The 17,142-nt window shown below is 74.3% G+C and carries 12 protein-coding genes and 2 pseudogenes; 8 read left to right on the plus strand and 6 right to left on the minus strand.

The window, feature by feature from the left end; all coding sequences use genetic code 11:
* Positions 1-118: 118 nt before the first annotated feature.
* The 3 genes from ACFC1R_RS22795 (at position 119) to ACFC1R_RS22805 (ending at position 2,319) form a co-directional block, all read left to right on the plus strand.
* Positions 119-814 carry a FadR/GntR family transcriptional regulator gene (locus ACFC1R_RS22795; RefSeq protein WP_375941357.1) on the plus strand — a complete coding sequence of 232 codons (696 nt, stop codon included), beginning with the start codon at positions 119-121 and terminating at the stop codon, positions 812-814.
* A 169-nt stretch (positions 815-983) separates the two neighbouring features.
* Complete coding sequence (locus tag ACFC1R_RS22800; protein WP_375941359.1) at positions 984-1,298, plus strand: hypothetical protein; 315 nt, start codon at positions 984-986, stop codon at positions 1,296-1,298.
* Between the two features lie 304 nt (positions 1,299-1,602).
* Positions 1,603-2,319, plus strand: coding sequence for a hypothetical protein (locus ACFC1R_RS22805; RefSeq protein ID WP_375941361.1), 717 nt, complete (start codon positions 1,603-1,605; stop codon positions 2,317-2,319).
* 102 nt (positions 2,320-2,421) lie between these two features.
* Here ACFC1R_RS22805 and ACFC1R_RS22810 read toward each other — a convergent pair whose 3' ends face one another.
* Positions 2,422-3,516: an NADH:flavin oxidoreductase/NADH oxidase gene (locus ACFC1R_RS22810; protein ID WP_375941363.1), complete on the minus strand. Its 1,095-nt coding sequence runs from the start codon at positions 3,514-3,516 to the stop codon at positions 2,422-2,424.
* Between the two features lie 104 nt (positions 3,517-3,620).
* Here ACFC1R_RS22810 and ACFC1R_RS22815 point away from each other — a divergent pair, with 104 nt between their 5' ends.
* Positions 3,621-4,016 carry an ArsR/SmtB family transcription factor gene (locus ACFC1R_RS22815; protein WP_375941365.1) on the plus strand — a complete coding sequence of 132 codons (396 nt, stop codon included), beginning with the start codon at positions 3,621-3,623 and terminating at the stop codon, positions 4,014-4,016.
* Between the two features lie 319 nt (positions 4,017-4,335).
* On the opposite strand, the gene ACFC1R_RS22820 is transcribed toward ACFC1R_RS22815, so the two are convergent.
* Positions 4,336-4,533: a hypothetical protein gene (locus ACFC1R_RS22820; protein WP_375941367.1), complete on the minus strand. Its 198-nt coding sequence runs from the start codon at positions 4,531-4,533 to the stop codon at positions 4,336-4,338.
* A gap of 166 nt (positions 4,534-4,699) precedes the next feature.
* On the opposite strand from ACFC1R_RS22820, the pseudogene ACFC1R_RS22825 reads away from it, so the two are divergent.
* Positions 4,700-6,007: pseudogene (locus ACFC1R_RS22825) on the plus strand (glycosyltransferase family 2 protein); the annotation flags it as partial.
* A 41-nt stretch (positions 6,008-6,048) separates the two neighbouring features.
* Here ACFC1R_RS22825 and ACFC1R_RS22830 read toward each other — a convergent pair.
* The 4 genes from ACFC1R_RS22830 to ACFC1R_RS22845 all read right to left on the minus strand — a co-directional run bounded on the left by ACFC1R_RS22830 (position 6,049) and on the right by ACFC1R_RS22845 (position 14,626).
* Positions 6,049-6,804, minus strand: a complete 756-nt coding sequence (locus ACFC1R_RS22830) for a phosphodiesterase (RefSeq protein WP_375941369.1) — start codon at positions 6,802-6,804, stop codon at positions 6,049-6,051.
* A gap of 266 nt (positions 6,805-7,070) precedes the next feature.
* Positions 7,071-11,645, minus strand: coding sequence for a hypothetical protein (locus tag ACFC1R_RS22835; protein ID WP_375941370.1), 4,575 nt, complete (start codon positions 11,643-11,645; stop codon positions 7,071-7,073).
* Between the two features lie 157 nt (positions 11,646-11,802).
* On the minus strand, positions 11,803-12,675 hold the full coding sequence (locus tag ACFC1R_RS22840; RefSeq protein WP_375941372.1) for a hypothetical protein: 873 nt from the start codon (positions 12,673-12,675) through the stop codon (positions 11,803-11,805).
* Positions 12,676-13,093: 418 nt separating this feature from the next.
* Positions 13,094-14,626 (minus strand): hypothetical protein, encoded by a 1,533-nt coding sequence (locus ACFC1R_RS22845; protein ID WP_375941374.1) that lies wholly within the window; start codon positions 14,624-14,626, stop codon positions 13,094-13,096.
* Positions 14,627-14,815: 189 nt separating this feature from the next.
* Between ACFC1R_RS22845 and ACFC1R_RS22850 the strand changes: the two are divergent.
* The 3 genes and pseudogenes from ACFC1R_RS22850 to pxpB all read left to right on the plus strand — a co-directional run bounded on the left by ACFC1R_RS22850 (position 14,816) and on the right by pxpB (position 17,123).
* Positions 14,816-15,373, plus strand: a pseudogene (locus ACFC1R_RS22850) (hypothetical protein).
* 203 nt (positions 15,374-15,576) lie between these two features.
* Positions 15,577-16,353 (plus strand): LamB/YcsF family protein, encoded by a 777-nt coding sequence (locus ACFC1R_RS22855; protein WP_045303628.1) that lies wholly within the window; start codon positions 15,577-15,579, stop codon positions 16,351-16,353.
* A gap of 125 nt (positions 16,354-16,478) precedes the next feature.
* Complete coding sequence (gene pxpB, locus ACFC1R_RS22860) at positions 16,479-17,123, plus strand: 5-oxoprolinase subunit PxpB (RefSeq protein WP_375941376.1); 645 nt, start codon at positions 16,479-16,481, stop codon at positions 17,121-17,123.
* Positions 17,124-17,142 lie beyond the last annotated feature (19 nt).

Below are 17,142 nucleotides of genomic sequence, written 5' to 3' on the forward strand. Positions count from 1 at the left end.
CCTGCTCGGGTGCAACCTTCACGTAAAGATATGACTTATTCAAGAGGGCGAAACTAAATCGTCATACTTTCTATGCCTGGCGGCCTGCCGCCGCACCGGGGCCCTCTACCCTGGTCGGATGGAAATCCAGGGCCTGCCCGGCCGACTCCTCGCAGACCTCGGACCAGCCATCGCCTCCGGCGAGATCCCGTCCGGCACGGTGCTGCGCAGCGAGGAGCTGGAGACCAGGTACGGCGTCTCCCGCACGGTGGTCCGCGAGGCGGTGCGGATCCTGGAGTCGATGCGGATGGTCGCCTCGAAGCGCCGGGTGGGCATCACCGTGCAGCCGAAGGCGGGTTGGGACGTCTTCGACCCGCTGGTGATCCGCTGGCGGCTCGCCGGGGCGGACCGCTCGGCCCAGCTGCGTTCGCTCGGCTCGCTCAGGGTGGCGGTCGAACCGGCCGCCGCGGCGCTGGCGGCCCGTCAGGCCACCGACGACCAGCGGCGCGAGCTGGGCGCGCTGGCCGTCGAACTGACCGTCACCGCCCGCGCCGCCGACCTGAAGACCTTCCTGCAGCACGACATCGCCTTCCACGCGACCATCCTCAAGGCCTCCGGGAACGAGATGTTCGCGCATCTCGGCGACACCGTCGGCGCGGTCCTCACCGGGCGGACCGAACACCAGCTGATGCCTCATCAGCCGAGGCCGTACGCGGTGCGGTTGCACCGGGAGGTGGCCGACGCGATCTGCGCGGGCGATCCGGAGCTGGCCGAAGCGGCGATGCGCACGATCGTGGTCGGGGCGCTCGAAGAGCTGGACGCGACCTTGGACTGATCCCCATGACCGGTTTGGGCATGATTCGGCGTTTTGCGGGCATGATCGACGCCGAACGGGGCAGTGTGTCGCTCGGGCGGCGCAACGCGCGTCACCCCGACGAGGGGCGCATCACGGCGAGGAGTGGGCCACCTCGGTCCGGTATGCCGTCCGCGCCTGGGGGTCCTGGATGTCCGCTGCACGCCGCCGCCTGCCCGACGAGGTCCGGTCGGCCGCCGTCCGGGCGTGGCTGAGCTTCTCGTGCACCTTGGTGAGCCTGATGGTGGCGACCCTGGCCTCGTACGCGCGCAGCTGGCTGCTGGCACCGGCTCTGCTGGCCACCGGGCTCGGGGTGTTCGGGACGGCCTGGTGCCTGCTGGAGATCCTGATCTCGCGTCAGATCGCCGCGCAGCGGATGCGCGGGCCCAACTCGGCGTCACCGATGTCCGGGAGCCGCGAGCCCGGCCGCCGCCGGGGCCCCGGCCGGACTCCGCTCCAGGGGTGACGCGCCCGTTGCGGCGCGGGAAGCCGGGCGGCGGTGCACGCCGCGCGGGCCCGCGGCACGGGCCGCGTGCGGGACACCGGGTGCGCCGTACGGCCGAACGGCCTACCCTCGTACCGGGGAAGGACCCGCGGCCCGTGCCGCGCGCCACCTGAAGCCGGCGGCGCCGAGTGAGCGGCGCCGCTCCTCGGGCCCGGAGCGGAGACCGCCGGGCACCCCGTCGACACACCCCCGAGGACCCCTGCGGTCCATCGCCATCCACCCACCACGGTGCGCTCCGCGCTGCCGCGGCACGGGAGGAGGAGTCATGCGGAAGAACATCTGGACGAAGAAGACGGGCAAGCCGCTGCGCCGCTGCCTGAGCTGTGCCACCGCGGTCCTGGCCGTGGCAGGCGCCCTGGCGGCCGCCCCCGCCGGCCGGGCCTCCGCCGCCACCGAACTGCCCTTCGGGCCGTACACCTGCAAGCAGGGCTTCGTCTGGCGGACGGCCGTCGCCGACGACCAGGTCTGCGTCACCCCGGCGGACCGCACCGCGACCGCCGCCGAGAACGCGGCGGGCCCCTCCCACCGGGAGCCGGGCGGCGGCCCGTTCGGCCCGGACACCTGCAAGCTGGGCTTCGTATGGCGCGAGACCCGGCCCTCCGACCACGTCTGCGTCCTGCCTTCGCGTCGCGACCAGGCTCGCAGTGACAACTCCAGTGCGGTCGTCCGACTGGTCTTCCCCGGCGGCACCCCACAGGGCGGCGTGACGGTCACCCAGCTGGGCGGCCCGGCGAGCGGGCGTCTGTTGGCGCGCGGCTTCGGCCTGAGCCCTGGCGGCGAGGTCCAGTTCTGGGCCAGCACCTCGGGGATCGAAGCGGCCCAGCTGGGCAGCCTGACCGCCACCGACGCCGGAACTCTGCGCTGGCAGTCCTTCTACAGCGCGACCTGCAGCCAGCCCCGGTCGGCGACCGTCGTGGTCCTCGACGTGGCGAGCGGCGAGGTCACCACGGCCGGAACCACCAGCATCACCCCGTGGTGCTGACCACCGCTCGTCCCTCCACCGACCGGAAGCCCCCGGCCCGCGCGCTCGCGGTCCGGGGGCCGCCGACCGCGCGCCCGGGGCACCCGTCCGGCCGATCGGCGGTCAGCCTCGGTCGCCGACGGCGAAGCCGTACTGCTCGGGCCAGTGGCGGGCGGCGCCGAGCTCGCGGGCCGCGTGCAGCGGCCAGTAGGGGTTGCGCAGCATCTCGCGGCCGAGCGAGACCACGTCGGCCCGGCCGCTCGCCACGATCTCCTCGGCCTGGGCGGGTTCGGTGACCAGGCCGACCGTGCCGGTGGCCAGGCCGCTGCCCGCGCGCACCTGCTCGGCGAACGGCACCTGGTAACCGGGACCGACCGGGATCCTCGCGTCGGGGGTCAGCCCGCCGGTGGAGACGTCGACCAGGTCGACACCGGCCGTCCGGAGCTCCTTGGCCAGCAGGACGGTCTCCTCCGGCGTCCAGCTCGGCCGGTCGTCGACCCAGTCGGTGGCCGAGACCCGGAAGACCACCGGCAGCTCCTCGGGCCACACGGCACGGACGGCCGCGACCACCTCCAGCGCGAACCTGGCGCGCCCGGCGAACGAGCCGCCGTACCCGTCGGTGCGGTGGTTGCTGAGCGGCGAGAGGAACTGGTGGATCAGGTAGCCGTGCGCACCGTGCACCTCAACCACCTGGAAGCCCGCCGCCAGCGCCCGCTCCGCCGAGTCGGCGAAGGCCGTGACCAGTTCGCGGATCTCATCGACGGTCAGCTCGTGCGGCACCGGGCCCTCCGCGGCGTACGGGACGGGGGACGGGGCGACCGTCTGCCAACCGAGCCGGTCCACCGGGAGCGGCGCACCGCCCAGGCGGGGGTTGTCGTGCGACGCCTTGCGCCCGGCATGGGCCAGCTGGATCGCCGGGACCGAGCCGTGCTGCCTGATCAGTGCGGCGGTGCGGGCCAGCTGCTCCTGCTGGCGGTCGTTCCACAGGCCCAGGTCGTACGGCGAGATCCGGCCGTCGGGGCGGACGGCGGTGAACTCGACCATCACCAGACCGGCGCCACCCGCCGCACGGGCCGCCAGGTGCGCGAGGTGGAAGTCGGTGGCGGCGCCGGTCTCGGGGCCTTCGGCGGCCGCCGAGTACATGCACATCGGGGCCAACCAGATCCGGTTGGGAACGGTCAGCGAGCGGAGGGTGATCGGCTCGAAGAGTGCACTCACGGCTGCTCCTTGGGCTGGTGCGCAGGGGTTCCGAACGACACTCGTACGATAACTCTCGTAGTACGACAGCTGTCAAACTACGATTCCTCTCGTACTATCGAGAGGTGACCGAGACCATCGCAGCCGCCGTCGGGGGCCCGTCCGTGCTTCCGGAGCCCGTCCCCGGGGAGATCCGGCTGGAGGCGGTGCTGCACGCGTTCGCGGACCCGGTACGCCTGCGGATCGTCACCGAACTCGCGGTCAGGCAGCACGAGATGACCTGCCAGGCGTTCGGCCTGCCGGTGAGCAAGTCCACCAGTACGCACCACTTCAAGGTGCTGCGCGAGGCGGGGGTGATCCGCCAGTTCCGCAAGGGGACGGCCCGGATGAGCGAGCTGCGCAGGGCCGAGCTGGACGAGCTCTTCCCCGGACTGCTGGACGGCGTACTGAACGGCGTGCTGGCTCAGCGGGCACGTACGGCGGACTGCCCCGACGGGGCCGCCGGGCAGCAGGCCGGCTGAACGGTGCGCCGGATGCGCCGACTGAGCGCGCCGGCTGAACGGACCGGCTGAACGGACCGGCTGAGCGCGCCGGCGCCGGCCGGGGGGGGCGAGACAGGATCACGAAGCCCGCCCGGAGGAGGGCCTCCGCGATGCGGATCGGGCCCCGGTGCGGCACCGCCCCGCGGCGGCCCCGGCGAGCGGGTCGGCGAGGATCCGGCCCGCGACACGGCGAGCTGGTCGCGGGCCGTCCGGCGGGAGTTCGAGGGCGGGATCCGAAGCAGGCGACCGAGGATGCGGAGGGACCCGACCCCGGCCCGGTACGGCGGCACCGGGAGGCTCAGTCCTCGTCCTCCACCTCGTCGTCCGCCTCGCGCGCGACCTTGATGCTGTGGCGTGCGGCGATCCTCAGCAGGCTGGTGATCCGGCCCCGGTACGCCTCGACGCCGTCCTCGTCCCCGGCCTCGTGGGCTGCCGCGAGGTCGAGGCGTGCCTGGGCGAGCTGATCGCGCAGCTCCTGGGCGAACACGTCGGTCACGCGTACAGGATCTATGAATGTGAAGAATTCTTCAAGTCGATCTCCGGGCCCCGACCGGCAGAGTTGCGCAAGAGTTCACCCCGGTACGGCCGTCGGACACAAATGGTCTATACCAATCGGCTAGCCTGTTCCCCGACGTTGTCAACTGAACGGCTGTGGGGGCCAGATGACTGTCGATCACCTTCCCGCACCCCCCGACGACCGGGAGCTCTACTGGTACTTCGGACCGCAACGCCGCTGGGTGCCGATCTGCACCTCGCTCGCCTTCTCGCTCACCGCGGCGACCATGCTCGCCTTCTCGCTGCGCACCCCGGCCCTGTGGCCGTTCCTCGCCGTCCTCGCACTCAACGTGCTCGCGCTGCTGCTCTCCTCGCTCAACGGCCTGCGCGGACGCCGGCTGACCCGGCACTCGCACGAGGTACTGGTCGCGGCCTGGCAGCCCGCCGCGCCACCCGGCGTCGACCTCTACCTGCCGACCTGCGGCGAACCGCTGGACGTCCTCGCCAACGCCTACCGCGCGGTGGCCGCCGTACGGGCGCCGGGCGCCCTCACCGTCTGGGTCCTCGACGACGGCGACCGACCCGAGGTCGCCGAGCTCGCCACCGCGCACGGCTACCGGTACGTCGTCCGGCCCGACCGGGGCCACCTGAAGAAGGCCGGCAACCTCAACCACGCGCTCACCCTCGGCAGCGCCGAGTACGTCGCCGTCCTGGACGCCGACTTCGCACCCCGCCCCGACTTCCTGCACCACCTGCTGCCCTACTTCGCCGACCGCCGGACCGGCATCGTGCAGAGCCCGCAGTGCTTCGACACCGACGGGTCCATGGGGTGGATCCAGCGCGCCGCAGGCTCCGCGCAGGAGTGGTTCTTCCGCTGGATCCAGCCCTCCAGGGACGCCAGCGACGCCGCGATCTGCTGCGGCAGCAACGCCGTCTACCGGCGCAGCGCCATCGACGCCGCGGGCGGCTTCGCCAGGCTGGAGCACAGCGAGGACATGTACACCGGACCCGCCCTCTTCGAGCGCGGGTTCCGCACGCTCTACGTCCCCGTCCTGGTCGCCAAGGGCACCTCGCCGGACAGCCTCGGTTCCTTCGTCAACCAGCAGTACCGCTGGGCGATGGGCAACCTGCACCTGCTCGGCGGCACCTCGCTGCGCCGGATCGGCCCACCCTGGCGGATGCGGGCCTGCTTCTACGAGGGGGTCGTCGGCTACCTGGCGACGGCCGTCAACGTCTTCGCCGCACCGCTGCCGCCGCTGGTGATGATGTACTGCTGCCCCGGGCGGATCCGGCCCTGGCACGTCCTGCCGCTGCTCGCGCCGCTCTGGCTCTGGCACGTGCTGCTGCCCCGGGTCAGCCGAACGCGCTGGCGGATCGAGGTGGTCCGCGCCAACGTGCTGATGAGCATCGCCGCCGGAGCCGCCCTCCTGCACACGCTGCGCGGGCGCAGCGCGGCCTGGGTGCCCACCGGCGCCGGGCCCGGCCGGCCGGGCGGGCCGGACCGGACCGGACCGGATCAGACCACGGGACGGTAGTGCGTGGTCAACCGGCGCTCGTCGTCGAGGACGTGGAACGCCACCATGGGCGGGTGGTCGAAGGTGACCGTCCCGCCCTCCTCCCAGGGGAGGTTGACGGTGGAGACCACTCCGGGGGCGACCAGCAACGGCAGTCCGGCGAAGGTGGTCGCCGCCGGGGTGTGCGAGTGCCCGCAGAGCAGCGCGACGACCCGCGGGTGGCGGCCGAGCAGCTCGGCCAGGCGCTCCTCGCCGAACTGCCTGATCTCGTCCACGTACGGGACGTGCAGCGCCACCGGCGGGTGGTGGAAGGCGACCAGGGCCGGCACCTCGGGGCGGGCGGCGAGCTGCCGGTCCATCCAGTCCAGGGTCTCGTCGTCCAGCAGTCCGTCGTGCCGGCCGGGGATGCTGGAGTCGCACATCAGCACCGTCGCCCCCGGCAGCTCGTGCACCCGGTTCACCGGGCCGCCGGCGGCCTCCTCGCCGAGCAGCCCGGCCCGGTAGGCCTCGCGGACGTCGTGGTTCCCGGGACAGGTGAGGACGGTGTGGCGGGAGTCCAGCAGCTTGGCCGCCGTCTCGTACTCGGCGGGCAGGCCCTGGTCGGCGATGTCGCCCGTGACCAGGACGGCGTCCAACTCGCCCGGCAGTCCGTTCAGGTAGTCCATCACCCTGGCGGTCCTGGCCGCCGCCCGCTCGCCGCCGTCGCCCTCCCGGTCCTGGCCGAGATGTACGTCGCTGACCTGTGCAAGTACCAGCATCCTGCCCCCAAGTGTCCGGTGCGGGCGGAGTTCCGGGCCCTCCGACCTCTCGTGGACCGATGCTACCGAGCCCCGGCGGGCGCGATCACCGCGGCCGCGCGGTCCCGTCGCCGGCGGGGAGTCCGGCTGCCGTACCGGCTGCGACCGTTCTGCCCCCGGGTCCGGGACCCGGCCGTCGCGGCCGTCTTGATTGTCTTGATTGTCCGTCCGGCCGAACGGCACGCGTTGCACCTCCAGGGGCCGACCCGGCCCCTGGAGGGCTGTGCTCAGACGGTTGCCGCCTCCGCCGGACGCTTGAACATCCGGGTGGCGGTGATCTCGCCGTGGATGGTCGGGCCGTCCGGGTCCTGGGGCGCCGGCAGGCCGGGGCGGAGGTGTTCCTCGACCGAGATGTACTTGAGTCCGGCCCTCAGGTCGGCGTCGTTGCGCAGCCGGATGACCAGCGGGAACTCCGCCAGCGCCGTGGTGTCGAACAGGCCGGTGGTGTAGATCAGCTGGACGCCGAGGGCGTCTGCCACCGCTCGCTGGAGCTCCAGCAGGTAGGTGGCGTTGGCGCGACCGATCGGGTTGTCCAGGAAGAGCGTTCCGGCGTGGCGCAGCTGGGACTGGCCCCGGTCGTTGGCGCGCAGCGCGGCCATCGTGCAGTAGAGCGCGATGGCGGCGGTGAGCAGCTGGCCGCCGGAGAAGACGTCGGACATCTGGCCGACGCCGACGCGCTCGGCGCGCAGCACGGCGTCCGGCTTGAGGATCTCGACGCTGACGCCCTTGGGGCCGATCGCCGCGGCGACTCCGCGCAGCAGCAGGGACATGCCGTCCCGGCGCAGGTCGGAGTTCTTCCTGACGGCGGCCCGGGTGGCCTCGTCGATGACCTCGCCGAGGCGTTCGACCAGCAGCGCGTGGTCCGGGTCCTCGAAGCGGATCCGCAGGAACTCCTGCCCCGACCACTCCCCCAGGCCCTCGGGCAGCCGGGAGAGCCGCTGGGCCGCCCGCAGGGTGGCGAGCGAGCTCTCCACCAGCCCGCGCAGGCGGTCCACGATGGACCCGCGGTTGCGCTCCAGCTGCGTCAACTCGTCGCTCAGGACGCGCAGTCGGGGCGCGAAGGCGGCGGCCCAGGCGGCGGCGTGGTCGGGCAGGGCGGCGGCGGGCAGCTCACGGATCTGCTGGCGCGCGGGGGTGCGGACGGCCTCGTACCGGGCCGCGTTGGCGTGCCGGATCAGGGCGTCGGCGGCATCGCGGACGGCGAGTTCGGCGGCGGTCAGCTCGGTGGCCGCGGCGCGCAGGGTGCGGCGGGTCTCGTTCGCGGTGCTGCGGGCCTCGGCGAGGCTGCCCAGGTACGGCTCCGAACTCTGCTCGGGCTCCTCGGGGTTGTCGCGCAGGCCGTCGCGGAGCTGGCCGGCGGCTTCGTCGAAGTCGGCGGCGGCGCTCTGCGCGGCGTCCAGCGTGCGCTGCAGGTCGGCGTACTCGGTCCTGGCCGTCTCGACCTGCTCGCGGCGCTCGGCGAGCAGCGAGGTGGCGGTGCGCAGCAGGGTCTGGGCGTGCTCGGGGTCGGTGGGGACGAGGTCCTCGGGCAGCTCGGTGTGGGCCTCGGCGCCGTCGGCGGGAGCGGAGCGCTCGGCCTCGCCGCGCAGGCGGCCGAGTTGCTCGCTGGCGGTGGCGGAGCGGGCCTCGATGGTGGCGACCAGCTCCTCGGCACGGGCGGCCGCCGCCTGGCGGGCGGGGCCGTCGGCGCCGTCGGGGCTGGAGAGCAGCTCCTCGGCCCGGGTGCGGACCTTGTTGGTGAGCCGGTCGAGTTCGGTGGCGGCGGCCGCCTCGTCGCCTTCGGCACGGGCCTGTTCGGCGCGCAGGTCGGCGCCGACGCCGACCTTCTCGTACAGCTGGGACGCCGACCGGTACGCCTCCCGCAGGGTGGGCAGCGAGGCGGGGGCCTGGTCCGGCTCGTCGGTCTCGGTACCGGCGGAGATCTCGGCGCGTTCGGCGCGCAGGGTGCGGGCGGTGCGGCGGGCGTCGTCGGCGGCGCGCTGGGCGGCACGGCGGTCCTCGTCGCAGGTGCGGGCCCGCTCGGCGCAGACGGCCTGCCGGCGCTCGCACTCGGCGGCGTCCTCGGTGAGTTCGCGGCGGCGGCGGGCCCAGTTGGCGCGCTCGCGCAGCCGGAAGGCGAGTCCGGCCAGGGCGTCGGCGCGGCGGCGGGCGCGCTGGGCGATCTCGCGGTGCTCCTCGTGGGTGGCGGCCGCGGCGGCGTGGTCGGTCTCGGCCTCGGCGTGCTCGGCGCGCAGGGTGGCGAGTTCGGCGGCGGCGGTCTCGGCGGCCACTGCCGCGGCCTGGGCGGCCTCGGCGAGTTCGGCCAGGGTGCCGGGCGGGCAGCTGGCGTGCCAGGAGGCGAGGCGGGCGGCGAGAGCGCGGTCGCCGCCGAGGCGGGCGGCGAGTTCGCGGATGTGCTCCTCGCGGGCGGTGGCGCGGGCGCGCAGCTCGCGGCGCTCGCCGTCGGCGGCGCTCTCGTCGTGCATGGCCGGGTTCGGCGGCACGACGAAGAAGGGGTGGGACACGGGCTCGTCGGTGTTCGCGATCGGGGCGATCAGCGCGGCCGCCGTGCCGACGGCGACGGTGGAGCGGGGCAGCAGGGCGGCGCTCTGCAGGGCCTCGCGGGCGCGGTCGAGCGAGCCGGGGTCGGTGACGACCACGCCGTCGACCAGTTCGGGACGGGCGGCGAGGATCGCGTCGTGGTCGGCCGGGTCGACGGACTGGGCCAGGTAGCGCCAGCCGGGCAGCGCGGGGATGCCGTGCTCACCGAGGTACTCGACGGTGGCGAGCACGTCCGGACCCGGCGGCAGCAGACCGCCGTCACCGAGGGCGGCGAGGATGCGCGAGTCGTCGGCGGCCGCCGTGCGGAGGTCGAAGAGGGTGCGCTCGGCGGTGGCGATGGCCTGGTCGAGCTGCTCGCGCAGGTCGTCGGCGGTGGCGTCGAGCACGGCGGGGGTGAGGAAGCCCTCGCCCTCCTCGGCGCCCTCCTGGTAGGGCGTCAGGGAGAACAGGTCGGCGAGCCGGGGTTCGGTGGCGAGCAGCGCGGCGGTGCGCTGTTCGGCGGCGAGGGCGCGCCGGGCGGCGGTGTGGGCGTCGCTGGCGCGGGCGGCGGCGAGTTCCGCCTTCGCCTCGAGACCGGCGGCCTCCCGGACCCGGGCGGCGGACTGCTCGGCGACGGCCCGGACCTTCTCCAGCGCGACGCCGGCGGCCTTCTCGGCGTCGGCGGCGAACAGTGCGGCGCGGGCCGGGTCGGGCTCGTCGGCCTCGGCGTCGATCCAGCCGGCCTCGACCGCCGCCTGGGTCTCCTGCTCGACCTCGGCGAGGCGCTGGCGCAGGTGCTCGTCCTCGCTGCGGGCCTTCTGGGCGGCCGTGGCGGCGGCGGTGGCCTCGGCCTGGGCGGTGGAGCCGTCGGACTGCAGCTCCTCGGCGCGCAGCTCCTCCTGGTCGGCGCGGGTCTCGGCGGCGACGGCGGCGGTCTCCAGCGCACGGGCGAGGGCGCCCGCGGCCTTGGCGCGGGCGGCGAGCGCCGGGGCGGCATCCAGCTCGGCCTCGCGGATCGCGGCGGCGACCCGGGCCACCCGGTCGGCGGCGGCGCGGTGGCGCAGCACGGCCTCGGCGGCCTGCCAGGCGGAGTGCAGCGTCCGGGCCTCGATCAGCTCGCGGCGCAGGGCGGCGGCTTCGGTGGTGGCCGCGGCGAGGCCGAGGGTGGCGTGGCGGTGGGTCAGCTCGGCGACGATCAGCGAGTGCCGGGTGCGGTCGGTCTCGGCGGCGGTGACGGCACCCGCGGCTGCGGCGACCTCGACAGCGAGGTCCTGGGCGCGGTCGCGTTCGGCGGCGGCGCGGCTGGCGAGCGCGTGGGCCAGTCGACGGGTACGGCGCTCGGCGCTGCGGTGGGTCTCGCGGACGCTCTCCCGGGCGGTGGTGCAGTCGACGATCCGCTGGAGCAGGTCGAGCGAGCCCGCGGTGAAGTCGCGCTCGGCGGTGAGTTCGGCGCGGCGGCCGAGCTTGGCGGCGAAGCCGTGCACCAGGTCGGCGAGGCCGTCGGTGTCACGGGTGTCGGTGACCGCGCGCAGCAGCAGGTCGGTGAAGTCGGAGTCGTGCTTGACCGCGAAGAGACCGGCGGCCTCGCCCTCGTCGGCGTTCATCTCGCGCTGGTAGCGGAAGAGTTCGGGGTCCAGGCCGAGCTCGCCGAGGTGTTCCGTCCAGCGGTCGTGGCCGTCCTCGAAGGTGAGGTCGAGGTACGGGTGGCCCTTGCCGGTCTCGGTGAGGGCGTCGCGGAAGCCCTTCATGGTGCGGCGGCGGCCGCGGGCCTTCTGGTCGGCCAGGTTGATCCGCTCGGCGACCGGGAGCGAGTCGAGGGTGAGACCGGGTCCCGGCCGGAACGAGTACCAGAGTTCGGCGAACTTGCGCGGGTCCGAGGAGACCTGGCGGCCGCGCCACTCGCTGACCTTGCCGACCACGATCAGCTCACCGGTGACGGTGTGCTGCCATTCCAGGGCCACGTGCCCGCAGTCGTCGGCGAGCAGGAACTTGCGCAGCACGCCGGAGCTGGCGCCGCCGAGGGTGTTGCGGTGGCCGGGCAGCATCACCGAGAAGATCAGCTTGAGCAGGACGGACTTGCCGCCGCCGTTCTCCAGGAAGAGCACACCGGCGGGGGCGGGGCGGCGCTGCGGGCCTTCCGGCTCCGCGCCGAACAGGCCGATCTGCTGCGGCGCGGGCTCGGGCACCGGTTCGCCGACGCCGCGCAGGTCGAGCACCGTGTCGGCGTAGCGGGCGCCGGCCGGTCCGATCGAGTAGAGGCGGACCCGGTTGAGCTCGTACATGAGGTGCGGATTCTCCTGGAGCTGGGCTGATCAGAGGGTGGAGCCGGGCCGTGGGGGCGGCCGGGCCGGGAGTGCGGGTGACGCCGGGAGTCCGTGACGCCGGGCGGGCGGTGCGGACGGGCGGTGCGGGGTGCGGGCCGGGTGCGGGCGGGGTGGTTCAGAGGGCGTGGAACGGCAGGCCGGCGTCGGCGACCAGGTCCTCGCTGTGGTCGGCGGGCAGCAGGCTCGCGGTACCGTCCGAGACGGCGACCACACCGAGGTCGAGCAGCTCGGCCATCGCGGCGGTACCCGCCAGGTCGCGGACCTGGAGCTGGTAGCGCGCGGTGGTGCGGTAGGTGCCGCCGGAGTCGTCCGAGACCTTCTGCAGGAAGCCGGAGTCGACCAGGAAGAGCACCGCCTTGGAGACGATGCCGATGGTCGAGCCGGCCAGGCGGCGGGCGTCCTTGGTGGCGCCGGTGGCACTGCGTCGGGCCCAGACCCGCCAGGCGGACTCCAGACCGGGCGCGTCGCTGGCCGGGTCGGTGTTCGCGCCCGCGGCCTCCGCCTGCTCTTCCAGCCGGCGGCAGGCCTGGCGGACGAAGGCGTCCACGCCGTTGACGCTGACCCGGCCGAGGTAGCCGTCGTCGGCCAGGTCCTCCGGGCGCGGGAAGGACATCGCGGCGACGGCCAGGTGTGCCAGGCCGTGCAGGAACCGGTCGGTGGACTCGGCGGCGGCGCGGCGGGAGTAGTCGCCCATCCGCACGGCGAAGACGGACTCCTCGGCGGCGGCGACGGCCATCCCCGCACGCGGGGAGACCTCCAGCACCACCAGGCCCATACCGGTCGCGACGGCGTCGGCCAGCCTGGCGAAGGCCAGGTCCTCACGGTGACGGCGGATCAGCTCGGCGTACTCCGCGTCGCGGGCCGGGAGCAGCTTGGCCTGCAGGCCGAAGGAGACCAGCCGGGCGGCGTCGGCGACGTCTGCGGGCGTGATCGGGGCCGGGGCGGGCTCGGGATCGGCCGCCCAGTTCGCGTCGGGGTGAGTGATCACGGACGGTGCTCCTTGCGGGTGGTACGGGGAGGAACTGGACGGCTCACGGGCCGGCGGCGAGCCACGGGGGGCGCGGGGTGCCGGCGGCGAGCCACGGCGGGCGCGGGGAACTGCGCGAAACGGAAGGCGTCCGTGCCGCACCGTCTCCCGGAGGGCAAGCGGCACCGGCCCAGCGCGCGGACGCGGGGCGCCGGTTGACGTCCGGCCCCGAGCGCACGGCGCCGGCCCTCCGACCCGCGCGGTTCCCCGCGCCCCTTGAGGCCCGCCGGTTGACGTCCGGTACCGGCCGGACCACGGCGGCCTTCCGCAGTGCGCGGTTCCCCGCGCCCCCGGGCCGTCTCCATCCTGGGCCTCGCCGCCGTGGGACTCGCCGTCGTGGGCCGTGCCGCCGTGGGCGCCGTCGGCTGACGGCCGGTCATCAGCTTGCGTCCTTGCGGTCGGCCGCCATGCCGACGGCGTCGAGCATGGCACTGCCGACGATCAGGTCCGCACCGCCGAACTCGGGGTCGTCCAGCCGGGTGCCGTCGTCCACCGCGAAGAGCAGGCGCTCCTCGCCCTGCCGGTACGCGGTGCCGACCGGCGGGCTCGCGGCGTGCACGGCCAGCAGGGCGACCAGGTAAGGGAGTTCCGGATCCTGCCGACGGGCCTCGGCGAGCAGGCCGGAGAGGCGTCGGGGGGCGTCGGCGGGGAGGTCGAGCAGCTCCAGCGCGGCCTCCAGCTGGGCCTCGGAGAAGCGGCTGTCGTCGGGGGTGGCCACCAGGTCGGGGTCGGGCAGCTCGGCGCCGAGGTGCTCCCGCTCGACGGGCGGGGTGAACAGCAGGTCGACCAGGTCGGCGACGCGCACCGAGACCGGGGTGCGCAGGCCGATGCCCCGGGTGAAGAAGGCGTCGGTCGGCCGGGTGGCCTCGGCTATCGGCAGGCCGAGCAGCGGGGCGAGCAGCTGGCCGTAGAGGTCGATGCCGCTGCGCGCGCTGGGCGTGGCGAAGGCCTGGCGGTCCTGCTCCGCGCGGAACAGCGGGCCGGCCTCCAGCAGGCGGGTCTGCAGCTGGGTGTGGCGGCGGATGCAGTCCTTGACGATGTCGACCAGTTCGGCGGCGCGGCGCTTGTGCTCCGGCTCCTCGGTCTCGTCGCGGGCCTTGCGGATGTTGGTGAGGATCGCGTTCTCGTGCCGGTACCGGTCGGCGATGTGGTCGAGCGCCTCGTCGATCAGGTCGGGGATGGCCTGCATCCAGTCCACCGCGCGGACGTTGCGGCGGGTGGCTTCCAGGGCGCGGCGCAGCGTCTCGGCGTACTGGACGGTGCGGTAGCGGGCCTGCTCGGCGGCGAGCTGGGCGTCGGCGAGCCGCCCTCGGCGGATCAGCACCTCCAGCTTGACCTCGGCGGCGATCTGGGCGGACGTCACGTCGGTGTCGAGCGCGCCGACCAGGACGTTGACCGCTTCGTCGGTGGTGCGCAGGTAGACGCCGCCGTCGGGACCGGGCACTTCCTCGATCAGTTTGAAGTCGTAGTCGCGCCTGATGTAGGCACCGTCGGCGGCGAAGGTGCCGTAGACCGCGCGGAAGCCCCGGTCGACGCTGCCGACGTTGATCAGCGACTCCAGCACCCAGCGGGCGACCCGTTCGTGCTCGGTGGCGGTGCGGGCCGGGTTCTGCGCGGCGACCCGGGGCAGCAGGCGGGCCAGTACGGCGTCCCGGTCGGCTCCGGTGTCGAAGTCCATGTTGAGCGTGACCAGGTCGATCACGGCCAGGCCGACCTCGGCCATGGTGTACGAGCCGTACTCGCCGGCCAGGTTGACCTTGCGGCTGTCGAGGTCGTGCAGCGGGGCCGTGCAGGCCAGCGCCTTGAGTCGGCGGGCGAGCCCTTCGTCGGCGGCCGGGCCCGGGGCGGGCCGGGCGGCTGCGGCGGGCGGCCGGAGCTCGTGCTCGGCGCTCTGATCTGCGATGGCGGTCACGGGGGACAAGATTAGAGGTTTACCCCGGGAAGGTCCGAAACGAGCCCGGTCGTCCCGGCTCCCGGCGGCCCGAGATCGAGTTGAACGCGTTCAATTCGAGGGCTGGAGTCGGCCGCGAGGCGAGCGGGCGGGAGGCCCGGCCGCCGCTCCGACACATGCGGGACATGATCGTGACAGAAACTGCCGGTCATGGGACCGGCGGACGGACAGAGCCGGGGCGGGAGCGCCGGAGCCGGAGCCCTCGAACTGCGGCGGATCAGGACCTGGCTGTGGATCTTCGTGGTCTGCCTGGTGGCCAGCGGGCCGACCGCCTTCCCGCTGCGGACCGAGTCGCGCCGGCTGGCCGACCTGATCGGCGGCTCACCGCTCGGCGGCGCCTTCCCGGAGGCGACCGCCTGGGCGGAGCGGGTGCGCGACAAACTGGCCGACACCGGCGCGCTACCCCTTCATCGCCTACGGCACCGACTGGCCGGCCTTCGCGCACCCCGTGATCGCGGTCGCCTTCCGGGGGCCGGTCCAGGATCCGGGCGCAATGTCCGGGTGATCAAGTGGGCGGTGATCGCCTGCGCCGGGGTCGTCCCGCTGGCACTGATCTGCGGTCCGCTGCGCGACATTCCGCTGTACTGGCGATTCATCGATATGTCGTTCGGCATCGTGGGCGTGCTGCCGCTGCTGATCGTGCTGCGCGGGATCCGGCGTCTGGAGCGGGCCGGCGCCCGGCAGGCCGGCCCCTCGCCGACGGCCTGACCCTGCAGGCCGTGCGCGTGCCGTGCAACTGCCAAGCGAATGCGGAGCCGTAGCGGGTTCCACCACTCGGCGGAGCGCGTGGCGGCCCGGTGCACGCTCCCCTACCGGGTCACGTTCACCCCGGCCACCGGCCAGGCCCTACCATCAACCCGAACAGCGGGCCTGGGCAGGCGCGGCAGCAGGACGCGGGAGGCGGGCGTGGCGTGGCCGATGCGGTGATCGATCTCAATGCGGATCTCGGCGAGGGATTCGGACGCTGGAGCCTGACCGACGACGAGGCCCTGCTCTCCGTGGTGACCAGCGCCAACGTGGCCTGCGGCTTCCACGCCGGCGACCCCTCCATCATGCGCCGGGTCTGCGCGCTGGCCGCCGAACGCGGGGTGCGGATCGGCGCCCAGGTCTCGTACCGCGACCTGGCCGGGTTCGGGCGCCGGGCGATGGACGTCCCGCCGGAGGAGCTCGCCGACGAGATCGCCTACCAGATCGGCGCACTCCAGGTCTTCGCCCGCGCGGCCGGCTCCCGGGTCTCGTACGTGAAGCCGCACGGCGCGCTCTACAACAAGGTGGTGGGCGACTCCGAGCAGGCGGAGGCGGTGGTGGCGGGGGTGCTGCGGGCCGGAGCGGTCTGCGACGGGCCGCTGCCCGTACTCGGACTGCCCGGCTCGCGGCTGCTGGCGGTGGCCGAGGGCGTCGGACTGCCGGTGGTCGCCGAGGCGTTCGCCGACCGGGCCTACACCTGGGCGGGCACCCTGGTACCGCGCCGCGACCCGGAGGCCGTGGTGCACGACCCGGAAGCGGTGATCGCGCGCGCCGTGGGCATCGCCCGGGACGGCCTGGTCACCGCCGTCGGCGGCGAACCGGTCGCGGTCGAGGCCCGTTCGCTCTGCGTGCACGGCGATACGCCCGGCGCAGCCCAGCTGGCCTGGCGGGTGCGCGGCGCACTGGCCTCGGCCGGCGTGCGGGTCGAACCGTTCTCCTGACAGGATCCGGCGGAGCGGCACGGGTCCAGGCACCGGCGCTGGCACCGGCGCCGGCAGGGCGGGAACAAGGGCAAGGGCGCGGCACGGCAGGGGGGTTCGGTGACGACGACAGGGGGTGGCGTTCCATGGCAGAAGGTTTGACGTTGCGCCAGGTCGGCGAGGACGCCGTGCTGGTGGAAGCCGACCGGATCGAGCGGGTGACCGCGCTGTACGTCGAGCTGCTGGCCCGGCGGGCCGAACTCCCGGAGATCACCGAGATCGTGCCCGCCGCGCGAACCGTGCTGCTGGACGGCGTCGCCGACCGCCCGCTCCTGCTGCGGACGCTGGCCGGGTGGTCGATCCCCCTGCACCCGCCCGCAGAGGGCCCGCTGGTGGAGGTGCCGACGGTCTACGACGGAGCCGACCTGGCCGAGGTCGCCGCGCTGTGGGGCGTCTCGCCGCAGGCGGCGGTCCGGATCCACAGCGAGCCCGAGTACCGGGTGGCGTTCTGCGGATTCGCCCCGGGCTTCGGCTACCTGACCGGCCTGCCGGAACGCTACGAAGTGCCCCGCCGCGAGACTCCGCGCAGCTCCGTGCCGGCCGGATCGGTCGCACTGGCAGGCCCGTTCACCGGGGTCTACCCGCGCGCCTCCCCCGGCGGCTGGCAGCTCCTGGGCCGCACCGCGCTCACCCTCTGGGACATCCGGCGCGAGCCCCCGGCGCTGCTCGCCCCCGGCGTCCGGGTGCGCTTCGTGCCGGTCCGTGGCACCGCAGACGCACCGGCGATCTGACAAAGTATCACAAACCTTC

Source organism: Kitasatospora sp. NPDC056138 (assembly GCF_042264695.1).
GTDB lineage: Bacteria > Actinomycetota > Actinomycetes > Streptomycetales > Streptomycetaceae > Kitasatospora.